Here is a 15,338-nt window from a genome sequence, read left to right as displayed (position 1 = left end):
AGGCTGGTTTCCGCCAGGCCCGCGTGCAGCCCGTCGGAGCGCTCCGGCTCGGGGATGAGCTCGGCGATCCCCTCGGGACCACTCCATAAAAAGCAGGGCAGCACGGCTAGCGCGGGCCGCTCCGCCCGCAGCTGGCGCGCGGCGGTCTGAAGCAGTGATATTTGGCCTCCGTGTCCGTTAAACAACACCAGCCGCTGAAAACCTGTGCCGGCAAGTTCATGGCCTACGGCCACCAGTTGCTCGATCAGGACCTGGGGGGGGAGGCTGATGGTGCCACTGAAACCACGGTGCTCTGGGGAGAAGCCAATGCTCTGCAGCGGCAGCCGCAAGATGGGCAGGCTTGGCTCCAGCGCTGCCAAAACTGCGTCCAGCACTCGCTCAGCAAACAGGCCATCCGTTCCGAGCGGCAGTTGGGGGCCGTGTTGCTCGACCGCCCCCCAGGGCCAGACAACCGTGCTTCCTGGCTGGGCTGCAAGCTCCTGAACCTGCGGCCAGGCCAGCTGCTCAAGGTGGCGCTGCTGGGGCATTTTTTGAGGACTGATCACTACAGTGTGGGGCTCTCAGCCCTTAGTGGAGATGGCCGGTACCGGCAGTCAACCGCCCTCATCCTCATCCCGGCCCGTGCCCCCTGGTCCTGCGCGCCCAGTGCCTGCACGCCCCCAGCCTCTGGCGCCCCTGCGTAAGCCGCCCCAGGTGTTGATGATCCGCAAGGACGAGCCAGCCCCGCAGTCGTCTGCGACTGAACCTGCGCTTGCCGCAGCTCCCCAGGCTCCCGCTCAGCTCGCTCCCGTTAACCGGGTTGCAGCACCTGCCAGCACTCCTGTCCGAAACGACGACGACCTGTTTGACCTGGGGTCCATGGAGGGCCTCACCATGGCCGACCTGCTGGGCCCTGACCCGAGTCAGAAGCGGGCTCCCAAGGCTGCTGTTGCCGGAGAGCCCAGCACCAAGCCCGCGGCGCGGAGCGTCGACGATTTCGACTTTGACGAAGAAGCCTTTCTGGCGGCTCTCGACGACCACGAGCCCCATGGCACCACTGGAGAGGTGGTGCGCGGCACCGTGATCGGTGTCGAAAGCGATGGCGTTTACGTGGATATCGGCGGCAAGGCGCCGGGTTTCATGCCCAAGAAAGAGTGCGGCCTGGGGGTGATCACCAACCTCAAGGAGACCTTTCCGAAGGGGCTGGAGGTGGATGTGCTCGTCACCGGTGAGCAAAACGCCGATGGCATGGTGACCATCAGCGCCCGTGCCTTGGCCCTGCGCCAGAGCTGGGAGAAGGTGAGGCTCCTGGAGAAGGAGGGCAAGGTGGTGCAGGTCAAAGTGAACGGCTTCAATCGAGGTGGTGTCACCTGTGAACTTGAGGGATTGCGCGGCTTCATCCCCCGTTCCCAGCTGCAGGAGGGCGAAAACCATGAGGCTTTGGTGGGTAAGACCCTTGGTGCCGCTTTCCTAGAGGTCAATCCAGAGACCCGCAAGTTGGTGTTGTCGGAGAAGAAAGCTGCCACTGCAGCCCTGTTCCAAAACCTGGAGGTGGGTCAGCTGGTCGAAGGCCAGGTGGTGGCAATTAAGCCCTATGGCTTGTTTGTCGATCTAGGCGGTGTGAGCGGTTTGTTGCATCAATCGGCAATTAGTGGTGGTCAGCTGCGGGACCTGCGTGAGGTTTTTGGCCAGGGAGACCGGGTCAAGGCCCTGATCACCGAGCTGGATCCGGGCCGGGGCCGCATCGCCCTCAATACCGCCCTTCTCGAGGGACAGCCCGGTGAACTGCTGATCGATCGCGACAAGGTGATGGCTGAGGCTCCAGATCGGGCCAACCGGGCCCGCTCCGTGCTGCGCCAGCAAGAACAAGGGGCCGGATGAAGCAGGCCGCTCCAGATTGGGAGCTCGACTACTACTCCCGTCCCATCCTTGAAGAAGATGGCAAAAAGCGCTGGGAGCTGCTGATTTGTTCCACCCCTGAGGTGCCCGGACCAGGGGAGGTAGCGAGCGAATCCTTCCGCTGGGCCCAGGCCTGCCCTGCCACCAGCGTTAATTCGATCTGGCTGAGGGAGGCTCTGGAGGCAGCATTGGCTGGTGCTGCCTCCCAGGGTTTTGGGCCGCCTCGGCGGCTGCGCTGCTGGCGTGGCTCGATGCGCACCATGGTGCAGCGGGCTGCTGAGGGGCTGGGATTGGAGCTGGTGCCCAGCCGCCGTACCTACGCCCTAGTCAACTGGCTGCAGGAGCGGGAGCGCCTGGTGTATCCCCAGGAGCCCGGCTACATGGCGGGCCCGCTAGCACCGCCCCCCCAGGCTTTGCGACCGATTGCGGTGCCCTTGCCGGAAGAGGCGCGGGGCGACAGCTGGGCCTGGGCCACCTTGCCCTTGGGTGTCCTAGCCGCTGCATCGGAGTGGGAGGTTGGCTTTGCGGGCCTCGTACCCCTACCAGAGGCGGGGGCTGCCGAACTGCCGGTGCCGGGCATTCGCCTATTCAGCTCCACCAGGGCCCTGGCCCTGGCCGGCTGGCTGGCTGGGCTCGAACCCGTGCGGCTTGAGATCAGTGGCCCGCAGCTAGTGCTTGAGGCAGGCCTTGAGGATCGCTGGCTGCTCACCAACTTGCCGGCTGAGGAGGCAGAGGTGGCCACTGCGGCTTTTGCTGCCGCCCGAGAGCAGGCCGGTGGCCTTCAGTTCCTTGCCGTTCAAGCCAGCGAGCAGGACCAGCGCTTTGAGGGCTTCTGGTTGCTGCGCGATCTTCCCGACGCTTGATTCCCCACGATGGCCGAAGCGGTTGATCCCCCCTTTGATCGTCCCGACCGGGACTTCAATCCCTTGCCCGGTTGGACCTGGGTAGGTACCTATGGCGGCTACTACCTCCAGTGCGACCTGCTCCAGTCGTTTGAGCATGGCTTCTTTACACGTCAATGGCAGGGACGGGGGCCTGAGGTGCTGGCGGCTTATTTGAGCGCTGGGGTGAGTGTGCACCGTCTGCGTCAGGTGCACAGCGCCTTGGTTTTGCCAGCCAGCCAGGCCAGCGCCGATCCCTTTCCCGAGGCCGATGGTCTTATTAGTGATGCCGGCGGCCAAAGCCTCTGGGCTTGTGGCGCTGACTGCACCCCGGTGCTGATTGCTGATCCCGCTACTGGCCGGGTGGCGGCTTGCCACGCTGGTTGGCGCGGTGTGGCTGGAGGCATCCTCGAGCGCGCCGTGCAGCAGCTGGTGGATGGAGGCAGTCGGCCGGCCGAGCTGCTGGTGGCCCTAGGACCAGCGATCGGCGGTGGCTCCTACCAAGTGCAGCGGCTGGTGTCTGAACAGGTTGCGGCGTCTCTAGCCGCCGCCCCTGATGCGTCTTTGCTGCCTGTTCTGCTTGAGCAGTTGCGTCAGTGCGGCGCTCTGCAGGCCGATCCAAACCCTATGAAAGACCGCCTTGATATTCGCCTTGCCGCCCAGCTCCAACTGGAGCGACTTGGGGTGCCCACGGCGCAAATTGGCCGCTGCCCTCTTTGCACAGCCAGCGAACCACTGCTTTTTCACTCCTGGCGGCGCGATCAGGTGAAGGCGGTGCAGTGGAGCGGCATTGTTTCTCAGGCTTGAATCTTGGCGCTGTTTCGAGCTGGATTCGCCTTCAATCAAAGCCGCGTAGCTTGCATTCGGGCCTGTTTCTGCGCAATAATGCAGAAGTTGCATAATTATGATCAATGCTTACTGGTGTCGACCTCCTCGCCAAGGTCAAAGAACTCGGGGATGTGAGCAAGTCTGACTTGGTTCGCGCTTGCGGCTATGTCTCCCACAAAAAAGATGGTTCGGAACGGCTGAACTTCACAGCCTTCTACGAGGCTCTCTTAAATGCCAAGGGAGTCGATTTTGGCAGTGCAGCCAAAACCGGGAAGGGCGGCCGAAAACTCAGCTTCAACACCAAGGTCCAGTTCAACGGCAACTTGATGGTCGGCAAGGCTTATACGGGCATGCTTGACCTCAAGCCTGGCGATGAGTTCGAAATCAAGTTGGGTCGCAAACAGATTCGCTTGGTACCACTGGGTGCTGAGGACGAGGAAGAGTGATCGACAGGGCTACCTGTTCGGCCACTTTGATGCCATCAATTGCTGCCGAGAGGATTCCGCCGGCATAACCAGCTCCCTCGCCGGCTGGGTATAACCCTGGGGTGTTACCACACTCCAGGGTTATTTCGTCTCTGGGTAGCCGCACGGGCGACGAGGTGCGGGTCTCTACACCGGTGAGCAGGGCATCGCCCATTAGGAAGCCTGGAATGCGGCGATCGAAGGCGGGCAGGGCCTCTCGGATAGCTGTCAGCACGAACTCCGGTAGGCAGCCAGCCAAATTTCCATAGCAAACTCCTGGTTGGTATGAAGGAATCACTCCGCCACTGCCCTCACTTGAGCGGTTGGCGAGGAAATCTCCAACCCGCTGGGCAGGTGCTTGGTAGTTAGATCCGCCTGTAACAAAGGCGCGCCCCTCCCAATAGTGCTGAAAAGCAACGCCGGCGAGGGGATCGTCGTCTCTTTCCCCATAGGGCGTCAGATCGGCTAGCTCGATACCCACCACGATGCCGCTGTTGGCATTGCGTTCATTGCGGGTGTGCTGGCTCATGCCATTGGTAACTACTCGACCTGGCTCCGAGGTAGCCCCCACCACCAATCCCCCCGGGCACATGCAAAAGCTGTAGACACTGCGGCCCAAGTTGGCTGTCTCACGGCAGTGATGCACCAGCTTGTATTCAGCTGGGCCCAGGCGGGGGTGGCCGGCGGCCTGCCCCCAGCGGGCCCTGTCAATCAGGCTCTGGGGGTGTTCGATGCGTAGACCAGCGGCAAAAGGCTTGGGCTGCATCGCCACGCCGGCGGTTTTCAACATCTCAAAGCTGTCCCGGGCGCTGTGGCCAAGGGCCAGCACCACCTGGGTGGCGGCAATTCGTTCGCCGCTATCGAGCTGCAGACCCTGAATGGAGCGGTCCACGGGATTTAGCTCCAGGCCGTCTACCCGGCACTCGAAGCGCACCTCGCCCCCTAGGGCCTCGATTCGCTGCCGCAACCCCCGCACCACCGTGGCCAGTTTGTAGGTGCCGATGTGGGGGTGGTGCAGGGTGAGGATGTCAGGGTTAGCGCCTGCGGCAACTAGCTCCTCCAGCACCTTGCGCACGTAGGGCTTGGCTTCGCTCACCTGGCTGTAAAGCTTGCCGTCGGAGAAGGTGCCAGCCCCACCCTCGCCAAATTGGGCATTTGATTCGGGATTGAAGTCAGCGCTCCCCTTCCAAAAGCCGAAGGTGTCGGCGCTGCGCTCCTTGACCGCCTTGCCCCGCTCCAGCAGTAGGGGACGAAACCCCATCTGGGCCAGCAGCAGGGCCGCGAAATAGCCGCAGGGACCAGCTCCCACCACCACTGGTCGCAGCTTTCCAGCGTTGGCTCCGCTTACGACGGGGTGATAGGTCGTGTCGGGGCAGGGCCGCAGATGGGGGTCGCCGGCAAAGCGCTTTAGAAGCCGGGCCTCGGCACGGGCATCAAGGTCCAAATCCAAATCCAGGCTGTAAACGATGGTGATCGCCGCGCTCTTGCGGGCATCAACGCTGCGCTTAACCAGCCGCAACCCAAGTAGTTGATCGGGGGCGAGCCGCAGGCGCCTCAGCACTGCCGCCGCCAGGTCGGCCTCGCTGTGGTCGAGGGGCAGCTTCAATTCGCTCAGGCGCAGCACTACCGACTCCAAGGGGGCGCCTGCACGGGAGCCGGGCGCTGATTCATGGCGTTATTTCAGCAGTCTTGGCTCCACTGCGCCTGAAATTGAATTGGGCTGCCAGGCTGGAGGTCGATGCGGCGTCGATTCTTTGTCGATTACCCACTGCCCCCTTTGCATGGCCCTGGCGGTCCTTTGTGTGCTGCGAGCCACGGCCCACGGCACCTTGCTCTGGCGTCTGTCTGCCTAGGCGGGGCGCTAAACCATGGGCATGTTCCAGCGCAGCACGCCGAAGAACCTCACCTGGCCGATGGTCACCTGGCCTGGTGCGTTCGTCTCCCGACGTGGCTTCCTCAGCTTGGCTGGCTTGGGAGTAGCCGCCCTTGCGGCCTCAGGCCTGAGCCCTGAGGCCACTGCCGCCCCTAGAGGCGGTGCCAAACCGCTGCTGCCGCCCCGGGGCGACCTGCGCCTGGTGGCGATCAGCGATCTCAACAGCAGCTACGGCTCCACCAGCTACCTGCCGGAGGTGCTGCGGGCCGTTGAACTGATCCCCAGCTGGAAACCCGATCTGGTGCTCTGCGGCGGCGACATGGTGGCGGGCCAGAAGCAGGGCCTCAGCCGGGTACACCTCAGCGCCATGTGGGCCTCCTTCCATCGCCAACTGCTGGCACCTCTGGAGCGGGCTGGGCTGCCGGTGGCGATCACCATGGGCAACCACGACGCCTCTTCCGCCCGCTCTGGGGGCCACTACATATTTGAGCTCGATCGCCAGGAGGCCGAGCGTTATTGGCGCGGCCAGCAGAATGCCTTGGGGTTGAAGTTTGTTGATGCCAGCCGCTTTCCCTTCGCTTACAGCGTGCGTCAGCACGACCTTTTCCTGCTGGTGTGGGATGCCTCCTCGGCCGCCCTGCCCGCCGAACAGGTGGCCTGGGCCGAGCGCCAGCTGCGCAGCCCCGAGGCCCAATCGGCCCGGTTGCGGCTGGTGCTTGGCCACCTGCCGCTGCTGGCCGTAGGAGAGGGCCGGGACCGGCCTGGCGAAGTGTTGCAGCAGAGCGAGTCCCTGCGCCAGTTGCTGGAGCGCACCGGCGCCCATGCCTACATCAGCGGCCACCATCACGCCTTCTTCCCAGGCCGGGTGGGTCAACTGGACCTGCTCAACCTCGGTGCCCTGGGCAGCGGTCCGCGCCGCCGGCTGCAGGACAGCACGGCTCCGGTGCAGACCCTCACCGTGATCGATGCCTTCTGGCCCCAGGGTGATGGCGCGGGACGCACGACCTACACCAGCTACAACATGACCACCCTGGAGTCGATCAGCAGCCAGCAGCTACCGGCCCAGATTCAACCCAGTCAGGGACCGCCGCTGCGGCGGATCGGCTGAGAGATGCGGTTGGCGGCTCAGGCCAAGCTGGCCTCGATCCTGGCCACCTCCAGGCGGGTGGCGATCACGGCGTCGGGGTTGAGGCTGATCGAATCAATGCCCTCCTCCACCAGGAAGCGAGCGAAATCGGGGTAGTCGCTGGGGGCTTGGCCGCAGATGCCGATCTTGCGGCCGCAGCGTTTGGCGCTTTGGATTGCCAGGCGAATCATGGCCTTCACGGCCGGATGGCGCTCGTCAAACAACTCAGCCACCAAGGCTGAATCGCGATCCAGCCCCAGGGTGAGCTGGGTGAGGTCGTTGGAGCCGATCGAGAAGCCATCGAAGCGCTCGGCAAACGCCTCTGCCGCGATCACGTTGCTTGGTAGCTCGCACATCACATACACCTCAAGCCCGTTTTCACCCCGCACCAGGCCGGAGCGGGCCATTTCGGCCAACACCCGATCCCCCTCCTCGGGGGTGCGGCAGAAAGGCACCATCGGGATCACATTGGTGAGTCCCATGGCATCGCGTACCCGTTTAAGGGCCTGGCATTCGAGGGCAAAAGCAGCGCGGAAGACGGGGGCGTAATAGCGGGAGGCGCCCCGCCAGCCGAGCATCGGGTTCTCCTCGTTGGGTTCAAACGCAGCTCCCCCAAGCAGGCGAGCGTATTCATTGCTCTTGAAATCGGAAAAGCGCAGGATCACCGGCCTGGGATAGAAAGCCGCTGCAATGCGGGCCATGCCCTGGGCCAGTAGATCCACGTAGTACTCGGCGGGGCTGGTGTGGCCGGCCGTTAACCGGGCTATCTGCTGCCGCTGCTCGGCGTCAGCAACCCGCTCAGGCTGGAGCAGGGCCAACGGGTGCACCTTGATGTGATTGGCGATGATGAACTCCAGCCTGGCCAGGCCCACCCCGTCGCAGGGAATGGCCGCAAGGTTGAAGGCCTCCTCCGGATTGCCCACACTTATCAAGATCTGGGTGCGGGTGACGGGCAGATCGCCAATGGCCTGCTCCGTGACGCTGAACGGCAGGTTGCCCCGGTACACCCGGCCGACATCGCCTTCGCAGCAGCTGATCGTGATGGCGTCGCCGTCATGGATGCGCTGGGTGCCATCGCCGGTGCCGACGATGGCCGTAATGCCCATCTCGCGGGCAATTATCGCCGCATGGCAGGTGCGGCCGCCCTGGTCGGTCACCACGCCGCTGGCTCGTTTGAGGATTGGTTCCCAGTCGGGGTCGGTGCGTTCGGTGATCAGTAGGTCGCCAGCCTCAAAACGGCTGATTTCGCCGGGATCCTTAATCACCCGGGCTACGCCGCTGCTCACCGAGGCGCCGATGGCGCGGCCGCTCACCAGGGTTTGCGCCTGATGGGGCTCCAGGTGCCAGCTGCGCAGCACCGCCTGCTGCTGCCGCGACTGCACGGTTTCCGGACGGGCTTGGAGGATGAACAGCTCGCCTGTGAGGCCATCTTTTGCCCACTCGATGTCCATCGGCGTGGGGGCGCCACGCTTAGCGCTGTAGTGACGCTCGATTTGGCAGGCCCAGCGGGCCAGGGTGAGGCACTCGTCATCGCTGAGGGCGAAGCGGTTGCACTCGGCTTCCGGCACGGGCTCGTTTGTCACGGTTATCCCCGCTTCCCCATACACCATCCGGATCGCCTTGCTGCCCAGTCGCTTACTGAGGATCGGCGCAAAGCCCTGCTCAAGCGTTGGCTTAAAAATCAGCACCTCATCGGGGTTAACGGCGCCCTGCACAACGTTTTCACCGAGGCCGTAGGCGGCGGTGAGCAGCACCGCGTCGCGGAAGCCTGTCTCGGTGTCGATGCTGAACATCACCCCGGCGCAGGCCAGATCGGAGCGCACCATGCGCTGCACACCGATCGAAAGGGCGACCTCGAGGTGATCAAAACCATTGAGCTGGCGGTAGGAGATGGCCCGGTCGGTGAACAGCGACGCGTAGCAACGCCGGCAGGCCTGCAGCAGGGCAGCTTCGCCCTGAATATTGAGGAAGGTCTCCTGCTGGCCAGCAAAGCTGGCATCGGGCAGGTCTTCGGCTGTGGCGCTCGAGCGCACTGCTACCGCTGGCAAAACGCCATCTAGTGTTGCCAGCTCTCGATAGGCGGCCAGGATCGCTTCGCTGAGGTCGGCGGGCAAGGTGGTGTTCAGCAGCAGGTTCCGGGCGGCTTTGCCGGCGGCCTGCAGGGCACCGAGATCATCAGCATCCAGGTTTTGGAGTAGATCCTGCAGTGGAGTTCTTAGGTCGTTGCTGCGCAGAAGGTGGCTGTAGGCGGCGGCTGTGGTGGCGAAGCCTCCAGGCACCCGCACACCCTGGCCCGCGAGCTCGCGGATCATTTCGCCTAGGGAGGCGTTTTTGCCGCCCACCTCGGCGATCGCCCCGATGCCAACTGCCGCGAACGGCACGACGAGCAGTTCGCGGCAGTTGGCACGGGTAGTTGGCATGGGTAAGTTGGCAGCCACCCTGAATCTGGCGCCTTCTTGGGGCGTTGTCTTAACTGGAAGCCAGCGATGCAGGCCCCACACCCCCTGCCGCTGGTTCGAAATAGGTGGCACAGTGGGGTGAAGCTTTTTCGTTGCTCGCAAGTTTCTGTGTCTCGCTTTTCCCTCGCCTGGATCGCTGCTTCCGCCCTAAGTACCACCACTCTGCTGGGAGCTCCTGTCTTCGCCCAGTCGCCTGGGGCCGCCGCCGCTGCGGCCAAGCCAGTCAGCCTGGAGACCATGAACGATCTGGCTCTCGCCGCCGCCGTCAACGTCTGTGAGCTGGCGGTAGAGCAGAAATTGGCCGTGCAAAACGCCGTTATCTCCAATGCCAAGGCGATCACCTACGTGGTGACCGCTGCCCATGGCGGTCAGATAGCTGGCAGCGGCAAGCTTGAAGCCGCCCAGATTGTCAACGGCAGCATTGTGCAGATTGTGGGACGGGTTAAGCAGGGCTGTTACGCCAAGATCACCGCCGACGACAAAAAATTTGTGGACGAAGTGATCGCCCAGTACACAGCCCAGGCCTCCAAAGCCCAGCCCAAGAAGTAAAGAGCTTGCCCTTTGACTGGAGATCAGTCGGAGTCGGAAGACTCTGGCTTGCTCTCCGGTAGGAGTTGGGCGAGTAGCCCAGCCGCCATCAGCAATCCGCCCAAGCTAAGGGCCAAGGTTTTATTACTCGCCGCGGGGCCCTCACTCCATACCCCCGCCGCCAGGAAGGCTCCCCCCAGCAGCAGGGAGGGCACCAGCACGATGCCCTTGGCGGTGCGATTCAGACTCATGGGCAGATAAGTGGCCTCATTCAGGCTGCGACGTTGGCACAGTCGGCGCTGGCGAGCGAGTCGGCTTGGGCCAGACCAGCTGCGATTAATCCGTTGCCCAGATCTGCTGCTTGGTTTGTGCTGCCACGCACGGGAGCAAGCGGCTGAACCCTTGCCAACAGGACACCCTGGTTTTGGCCCATCGGCCGCAAATTGACGCGGGTGTGGCGAGGAACGGCTTGGCGAAGCCAGGCCACTGCCTCAGCCTGCTGAGCTTCAGGCACCTCCACACAGGCCAGCTGCACCGTGTAGCTACGGTTTTGGTCGCCTAGCTGCAGCAGGGTTGCCCCCCGCACCTGCAGCACCTCTGCCGCCAAGGCGGCTCCAGGCCACACCAGTAAAAGCGCCAGCAATGCGGCGAGCCATCTCAAAGCTTGGCGCCGCAGCTGGGGCAGAACAGGTGGGCACTTTCGGTGGTGCTACCGCAGGAGTGGCAATGGCGGCTCGTGTCGATAGCAAGCTCCGGATGGGATGGCAGCCCCACCATCTGGGCGTTGCTGGCGCCGGGGGGAACCATCGGATAGCAGTTCTCGTTGCGGCGCACCTTGACATCGATGAAGGCAGGACCGGGATGGTCAAGGGCCTCCTGCAGTTGCTGGCGCAGGTTGGCCCGTTCATCGATGCGCACGCCCCGAACGCCGAAGGATTCCGCTAGAGCTGCGAAATTCGGCATGCCATTGGTCATTTCCGAGGCCGAATAGCGCTCTCCGTAGAAGCTCTCCTGCCACTGGCGCACCATGCCCTGCCAGCCGTTGTTAATTACCACCACCTTCACCGGCAGGTTGTATTGGCTGAGAGTGCCCAGTTCCTGAATGTTCATCAGGATGCTGGCGTCGCCGGCAACACAGATCACCTGCTCATCGGGGAAGGCGGTCTGCACGCCCATGGCTGCGGGCATGCCGAAACCCATCGTGCCAAGGCCCGCCGAGCTGATCCAGCGCCGGGGGCCATTGTGTAGAAATTGGGCTGCCCACATTTGGTGTTGGCCCACATCTGTGGTGTAGAAGGCATCCGGTGCCAGCTCCCTCAGGGCGACAATCACTTCCTGGGGGGCGATGTCTCCCTCCGGATCGGGCACCACCAGGGGATAGTTCTGCTTCCAGCTGTCGATGCGCTGCAACCAGGCCTCGGTGCGGCCCTCCGAGCTGTCCTGGGCTGAGGCAGCCAGAAGGGCTGCTAGCGCGGCCTGGACATCGGCCACCAAGGCCACATCGGGTAGGCGAGTTTTGCCCATCTCAGCCGCGTCGATATCGATGTGGATCACCTGGGCCCGGGGCGCAAAGCCATCCAGCCGGCCTGTGACCCGGTCATCGAAACGGGCACCGGTGGCAATCAGCAGATCGCACTCTGTGACTGCGAAATTGGCATAGGCGGTGCCGTGCATGCCGAGCATGCCCACAGATTGAGGGTGCTTCTCATCGAAGGCTCCCTTACCCATCAAGGTGGTGGTGACAGGCAGGCGGAAGCGTTCGGCCAGCTGTTTCACGGCGCCATGGGCCCCGCTGCTGATGGCTCCGCCACCGACGTAGAGCAGGGGGCGACGGGCTTGGCGGATCAAGGCCAGAGCCGCGGCAACGGCCTCGGGGTCGGGGCTGGGTGGCAACTTGAATCCAGCTGGGATCGCCGAGCCCGGAGCCACCGGCGTGTAGTCAAATTCCTCCAGACCGACGTCCTTGGGCACGTCAATCAGCACAGGGCCGGGCCTGCCACTGGCTGCAATCAAAAAGGCTTCAGCCACGATCCTGCCGATATCGCGGGGATCGCGCACCACCCAGGAGTGCTTCACGATCGGCAGGGTTATGCCGAAGATGTCGGTTTCCTGGAAGGCGTCGGTGCCAATCGAGGCCCGCGGCACCTGCCCGGTGATCACCACCATCGGCACCGAGTCCATCTGGGCGGTGGCGATGCCGGTGACCAGGTTGGTGGCGCCAGGCCCCGAAGTTCCAAAGCAGACGCCAACTTCGCCGGTGGCTCGCGCGTAGGCATCGGCCGCATGGGTGCCGCCCTGCTCATGGCGCACCAGGATGTGCTTCAACCAGCCACGGGACTCTGCCTTGTGCAGTTCGTCATAGATGGGCAGGATCGCGCCGCCGGGATAGCCAAAGATGTGGCGCACCCCATGGCGATGCAGGGCGTCCATAAGGGCATAGCCGCCGTTTACTCGCTGAGGAGCAAAAGCTTCAGAAGCAGTGTCATCACCAATGGTTGTGGCGGTAGCGGACTGGGCCGCAGAGGCGAGGGGCGTCAGCGTCACGGCTGCTGAAGGCCAATCAACTTGGCGGTTAACGGATTACGGCAACCTTAGTTGCCGGCGGCGCTTTCGGGGCCGTTGCCCGCCCCGGTTGCTGGCGCCTGCCGGCTGCCATAGCTCGCAGGATCTGGGCTGGGTCTAGCCAGCGGCCGCCATGGCGCATGCCCCAATGCAGGTGTGGACCAGTAGTGCGGCCGCTCATGCCCACATGGCCGATTAGTTGCCCCGTGCGTACGCCCTGGCCCTGGCGCAGCAGCACCTGACCACTGCTGTAGGTGCCGCCAGAAACCCGGCCGGACAAATGGCAGTAGATGTGCTCGTAATCGCCCGAACGAATCACCAGCCCCAAGCCGCAGCCTCCGTCGTTGATCACGTCCTGCACTGAGCCAGCCCACCAGTTGCGGATCGGCGATCCCATGGGCGCCGCGATATCAAGGCCGTAATGGGGCTCTACCCGACCCCAGGGGCCGGTGCGGGTACCGAAATGGCTGGTGTAAGCCAGGAAGCTGGTGACGGGGAAAACTCCCATCTGCCAGCGACTCTGGGCCAGCCCCGCAGAGCTGGACAGCAGCAGGCAGGCGCTGCCGCTGAACAAGACCGCCGCCGCGGTAAGTCCGGCCTGCATTAGACGGCTCTGCATTAGAGGGCGCTCAGAGCAGGCCCAGCACATGCAGGGGTCCCTTTCCACTGAGTAGCTCCAGCAGGAAAGCGGAAAATCCCACCATCGCCAAGCGCCCATTCCAAACTTCAGAGCTGTTGTTCCAACCCCAGGCCCATTTGTCCTGGGGGTAGAGCTTCACCTTGCTGGGCAATTCGGCGGCTTGGTCGAGGTTCACCTCGGGCCCAGCCATGGCCTGCTGCACCAGATCGGCCAAGCCGTTGATGAAGGCCGGGGTGGTGTCTAGGGCTGGCACACGCCGGAAATTGATGATGCCTGCCTCGGTAGCTATCTCCCGGTATTCGATATCGATCTCCTCGAGGGTTTCAATGTGCTCGCTGACGAAACTGATCGGCACAACCACCAAATCTTTGATGCCAGCGGCGCCGAGATCCTGCAGGGCATCATCTGTGTAAGGCCTAAGCCACTCCACCGGACCTACCCGGCTCTGGTAGGCGAGCGTGAAGGGATTGGCGAAGCCCAGATCACTATCAAGTCGCTCCATGATCAGCTGGGCGCAGGCTTCGATCTCTTTTTGGTAGGGGTCGCCCGCCTCCTCCACATAGCTCTTAGGCACCCCATGGGCACTAAAAAACACATGGGCTTTTGAGGGCTCGGGGCAAGCCTGGATTTCGCGGGCAACCAAGCCAGCCATGGCACCCACGTAGCCGGGGTCGTCGTAGTAGCTGCGAATGCAGCGGATCGGCAGCAGGGAAAAGCCACTGTCGGCCTGGCGCAACCGTTGCAGCTCGCGGAAACTCGAACCGCTGGTGCTGATCGAAAAGTGGGGATAGAGGGGCAGCACCACCACCTCCTCAACCCCGTCGGCCTTGATGTCGGCCACAGCCGACTCGGTGAAGGGATGCCAGTAGCGCATCGCCACATAGCTGGTGGCTTCGATGCCGCGAGTGCGCAGTTCGCTCTGCAGTTCGCGGGCCTGTTGCTCGGTGATACGCCGCAGCGGCGAACCACCACCGATGGAGCGGTACGCCTCCTGGGACTTACCAGCCCGCAGGGTACTAATCAACCAGGCCAACGGTTTTTGTAGGGCTGGATTGGGCAACCGAATGATTTCCGGATCGGAAAACAGGTTGTAAAGAAACGGGCCAACGTCCTGGATACGCTCGGGTCCACCGAGGTTCAGCAGCAGCACGCCAACTTTGGCCATGCTCTCGTTCCACGCGGCTCAGAGGATCAGAGCGTAACGCTGCCGCTCCTCCCCTAGCGACCAAGGCGCAGGATCGATAACGTCAAGTTGTGTGCTGCAACGTCAGCCTCTGTGCTGGGCCCATGGCAAAAGCAGCGGTGGAGGTGGATCTGGCTAGGGCAGATGCCAGCTCAGCAGTCTCCACTGAAGCCTTGGCCAACTTGCAGATCGGTCTCGCCCAGGCAAACCAAGCCCTAGCCCAAGCGGGAGTCTCCTTGCGCATAGAGCTGCGCGGCCAAAGGTTGGGGCTGCGCGGACCCCTTCCCTGTCGCCGGGGCTCGGGCCGCCACCCTGTGCAGCGCATCAGCCTCGGGCTGCCTGCCGATACTGCTGGTCTTGAGCTGGCTAGGGAGCGGCTTAAAGAGGTGTTGCGTCAGCTGCAGCAAGGGCGCTTCGCATGGAGTGCCTGGGGGGTTCAACAAGCTCAGCCACCTTCACCTTCACCCTCAACTTCATGGTTGCCGGCAGCTACTCAGCCCGCCGCGGACGATTTGCTGGGGTTGGCAGCTTTTGAGGCAGCATTTTTTGCCGATCCCCGCCGCCGCCGCAACCCTGCCGGTTGTCGCACCACCTGGAGCAGCGCCTACCTGCCCTACCTGAGGCGCCTGGCGGCCGTTGCGGCCGAGCGCGACCTGCCCTTGGGTCTGCCCCTACTCGAAATGGCGCTAGAGAGCTACGCCGCCAGCAGTCGCAGCCGCCAGCAGTGCGGCACCGCCCTGGCCGCCCTGGCTCGCCACTTTGAGCTCGACCTGCCCGATAACTGGAGTGAGAGGGCTGCTGGTTATGGCCTACATGCGGCCCAGTTCCGGCGGCTTCCGGGTGATCCTCAGATTTTGTTGTGGGCCGAGCAGATCCCCAATCCGGCCTGGCGCCTGGCCTACGGCTTGATGGCCAC

Annotated in this window: 14 protein-coding genes and 1 pseudogene; 7 read left to right on the top strand and 8 right to left on the bottom strand. The window is 63.5% G+C overall.

Annotated features, from left to right (window positions below):
* The coding region (locus KBZ07_RS07220; RefSeq protein WP_254930975.1) for a creatininase family protein at window positions 1–527 on the bottom strand (527 nt) is incomplete at its 3' end.
* Between the two features lie 49 nt (window positions 528–576).
* Here KBZ07_RS07220 and KBZ07_RS07215 point away from each other — a divergent pair.
* From KBZ07_RS07215 to KBZ07_RS07200, 4 genes are all read left to right on the top strand, one after another.
* Window positions 577–1,860 carry a S1 RNA-binding domain-containing protein gene (locus KBZ07_RS07215; protein ID WP_254930974.1) on the top strand — a complete coding sequence of 428 codons (1,284 nt, stop codon included), beginning with the start codon at window positions 577–579 and terminating at the stop codon, window positions 1,858–1,860.
* Window positions 1,857–2,741 carry a Tab2/Atab2 family RNA-binding protein gene (locus KBZ07_RS07210; protein ID WP_254930973.1) on the top strand — a complete coding sequence of 295 codons (885 nt, stop codon included), beginning with the start codon at window positions 1,857–1,859 and terminating at the stop codon, window positions 2,739–2,741. The genes KBZ07_RS07215 and KBZ07_RS07210 overlap by 4 nt, the downstream gene beginning before the upstream one ends.
* 9 nt (window positions 2,742–2,750) lie before the next feature.
* Window positions 2,751–3,566, top strand: a complete 816-nt coding sequence (gene pgeF / locus KBZ07_RS07205) for a peptidoglycan editing factor PgeF (protein WP_254930972.1) — start codon at window positions 2,751–2,753, stop codon at window positions 3,564–3,566.
* A 104-nt stretch (window positions 3,567–3,670) separates the two neighbouring features.
* Window positions 3,671–4,033, top strand: a complete 363-nt coding sequence (locus KBZ07_RS07200) for an AbrB family transcriptional regulator (protein ID WP_254930971.1) — start codon at window positions 3,671–3,673, stop codon at window positions 4,031–4,033.
* Here KBZ07_RS07200 and KBZ07_RS07195 read toward each other — a convergent pair.
* Window positions 3,972–5,675, bottom strand: coding sequence for an NAD(P)/FAD-dependent oxidoreductase (locus tag KBZ07_RS07195; RefSeq protein WP_254930977.1), 1,704 nt, complete (start codon window positions 5,673–5,675; stop codon window positions 3,972–3,974). The genes KBZ07_RS07200 and KBZ07_RS07195 overlap by 62 nt on opposite strands.
* A gap of 244 nt (window positions 5,676–5,919) precedes the next feature.
* On the opposite strand from KBZ07_RS07195, the gene KBZ07_RS07190 reads away from it, so the two are divergent.
* Window positions 5,920–7,032 carry a metallophosphoesterase gene (locus KBZ07_RS07190; protein WP_254930970.1) on the top strand — a complete coding sequence of 371 codons (1,113 nt, stop codon included), beginning with the start codon at window positions 5,920–5,922 and terminating at the stop codon, window positions 7,030–7,032.
* A gap of 17 nt (window positions 7,033–7,049) precedes the next feature.
* On the opposite strand, the gene ppsA is transcribed toward KBZ07_RS07190, so the two are convergent.
* Complete coding sequence (ppsA, locus tag KBZ07_RS07185; protein ID WP_254930969.1) at window positions 7,050–9,470, bottom strand: phosphoenolpyruvate synthase; 2,421 nt, start codon at window positions 9,468–9,470, stop codon at window positions 7,050–7,052.
* A gap of 147 nt (window positions 9,471–9,617) precedes the next feature.
* On the opposite strand from ppsA, the gene KBZ07_RS07180 reads away from it, so the two are divergent.
* Complete coding sequence (locus KBZ07_RS07180) at window positions 9,618–10,058, top strand: hypothetical protein (protein ID WP_254930968.1); 441 nt, start codon at window positions 9,618–9,620, stop codon at window positions 10,056–10,058.
* A gap of 23 nt (window positions 10,059–10,081) precedes the next feature.
* On the opposite strand, the gene KBZ07_RS07175 is transcribed toward KBZ07_RS07180, so the two are convergent.
* The 5 genes from KBZ07_RS07175 to hemH form a co-directional block, all read right to left on the bottom strand.
* The gene (locus KBZ07_RS07175; protein ID WP_254930967.1) at window positions 10,082–10,288 is read right to left on the bottom strand and encodes a GIVxVP protein; all 207 of its coding nucleotides are present in this window, start codon (window positions 10,286–10,288) and stop codon (window positions 10,082–10,084) included.
* A gap of 20 nt (window positions 10,289–10,308) precedes the next feature.
* Window positions 10,309–10,644 carry a nuclease gene (locus KBZ07_RS07170; RefSeq protein ID WP_315860144.1) on the bottom strand — a complete coding sequence of 112 codons (336 nt, stop codon included), beginning with the start codon at window positions 10,642–10,644 and terminating at the stop codon, window positions 10,309–10,311.
* Window positions 10,645–10,694: 50 nt separating this feature from the next.
* Window positions 10,695–12,467: a biosynthetic-type acetolactate synthase large subunit gene (gene ilvB / locus KBZ07_RS07165; protein ID WP_396121829.1), complete on the bottom strand. Its 1,773-nt coding sequence runs from the start codon at window positions 12,465–12,467 to the stop codon at window positions 10,695–10,697.
* 142 nt (window positions 12,468–12,609) lie between these two features.
* Entirely contained in the window at window positions 12,610–13,218 is a 609-nt protein-coding gene (locus KBZ07_RS07160; RefSeq protein ID WP_254930965.1) for a M23 family metallopeptidase, read from the bottom strand.
* Window positions 13,219–13,228: 10 nt separating this feature from the next.
* Window positions 13,229–14,404 (bottom strand): ferrochelatase, encoded by a 1,176-nt coding sequence (gene hemH, locus KBZ07_RS07155; RefSeq protein WP_254930964.1) that lies wholly within the window; start codon window positions 14,402–14,404, stop codon window positions 13,229–13,231.
* A 122-nt stretch (window positions 14,405–14,526) separates the two neighbouring features.
* Here hemH and KBZ07_RS07150 point away from each other — a divergent pair.
* Window positions 14,527–15,338 (top strand): annotated as a pseudogene (locus KBZ07_RS07150) (site-specific integrase); the annotation flags it as partial.

It is taken from the genome of Cyanobium sp. BA20m-14, assembly GCF_024346295.1.
Note: the sequence above shows the minus strand (reverse complement) of the source record. Positions and strands in the feature narration are given on the sequence as shown.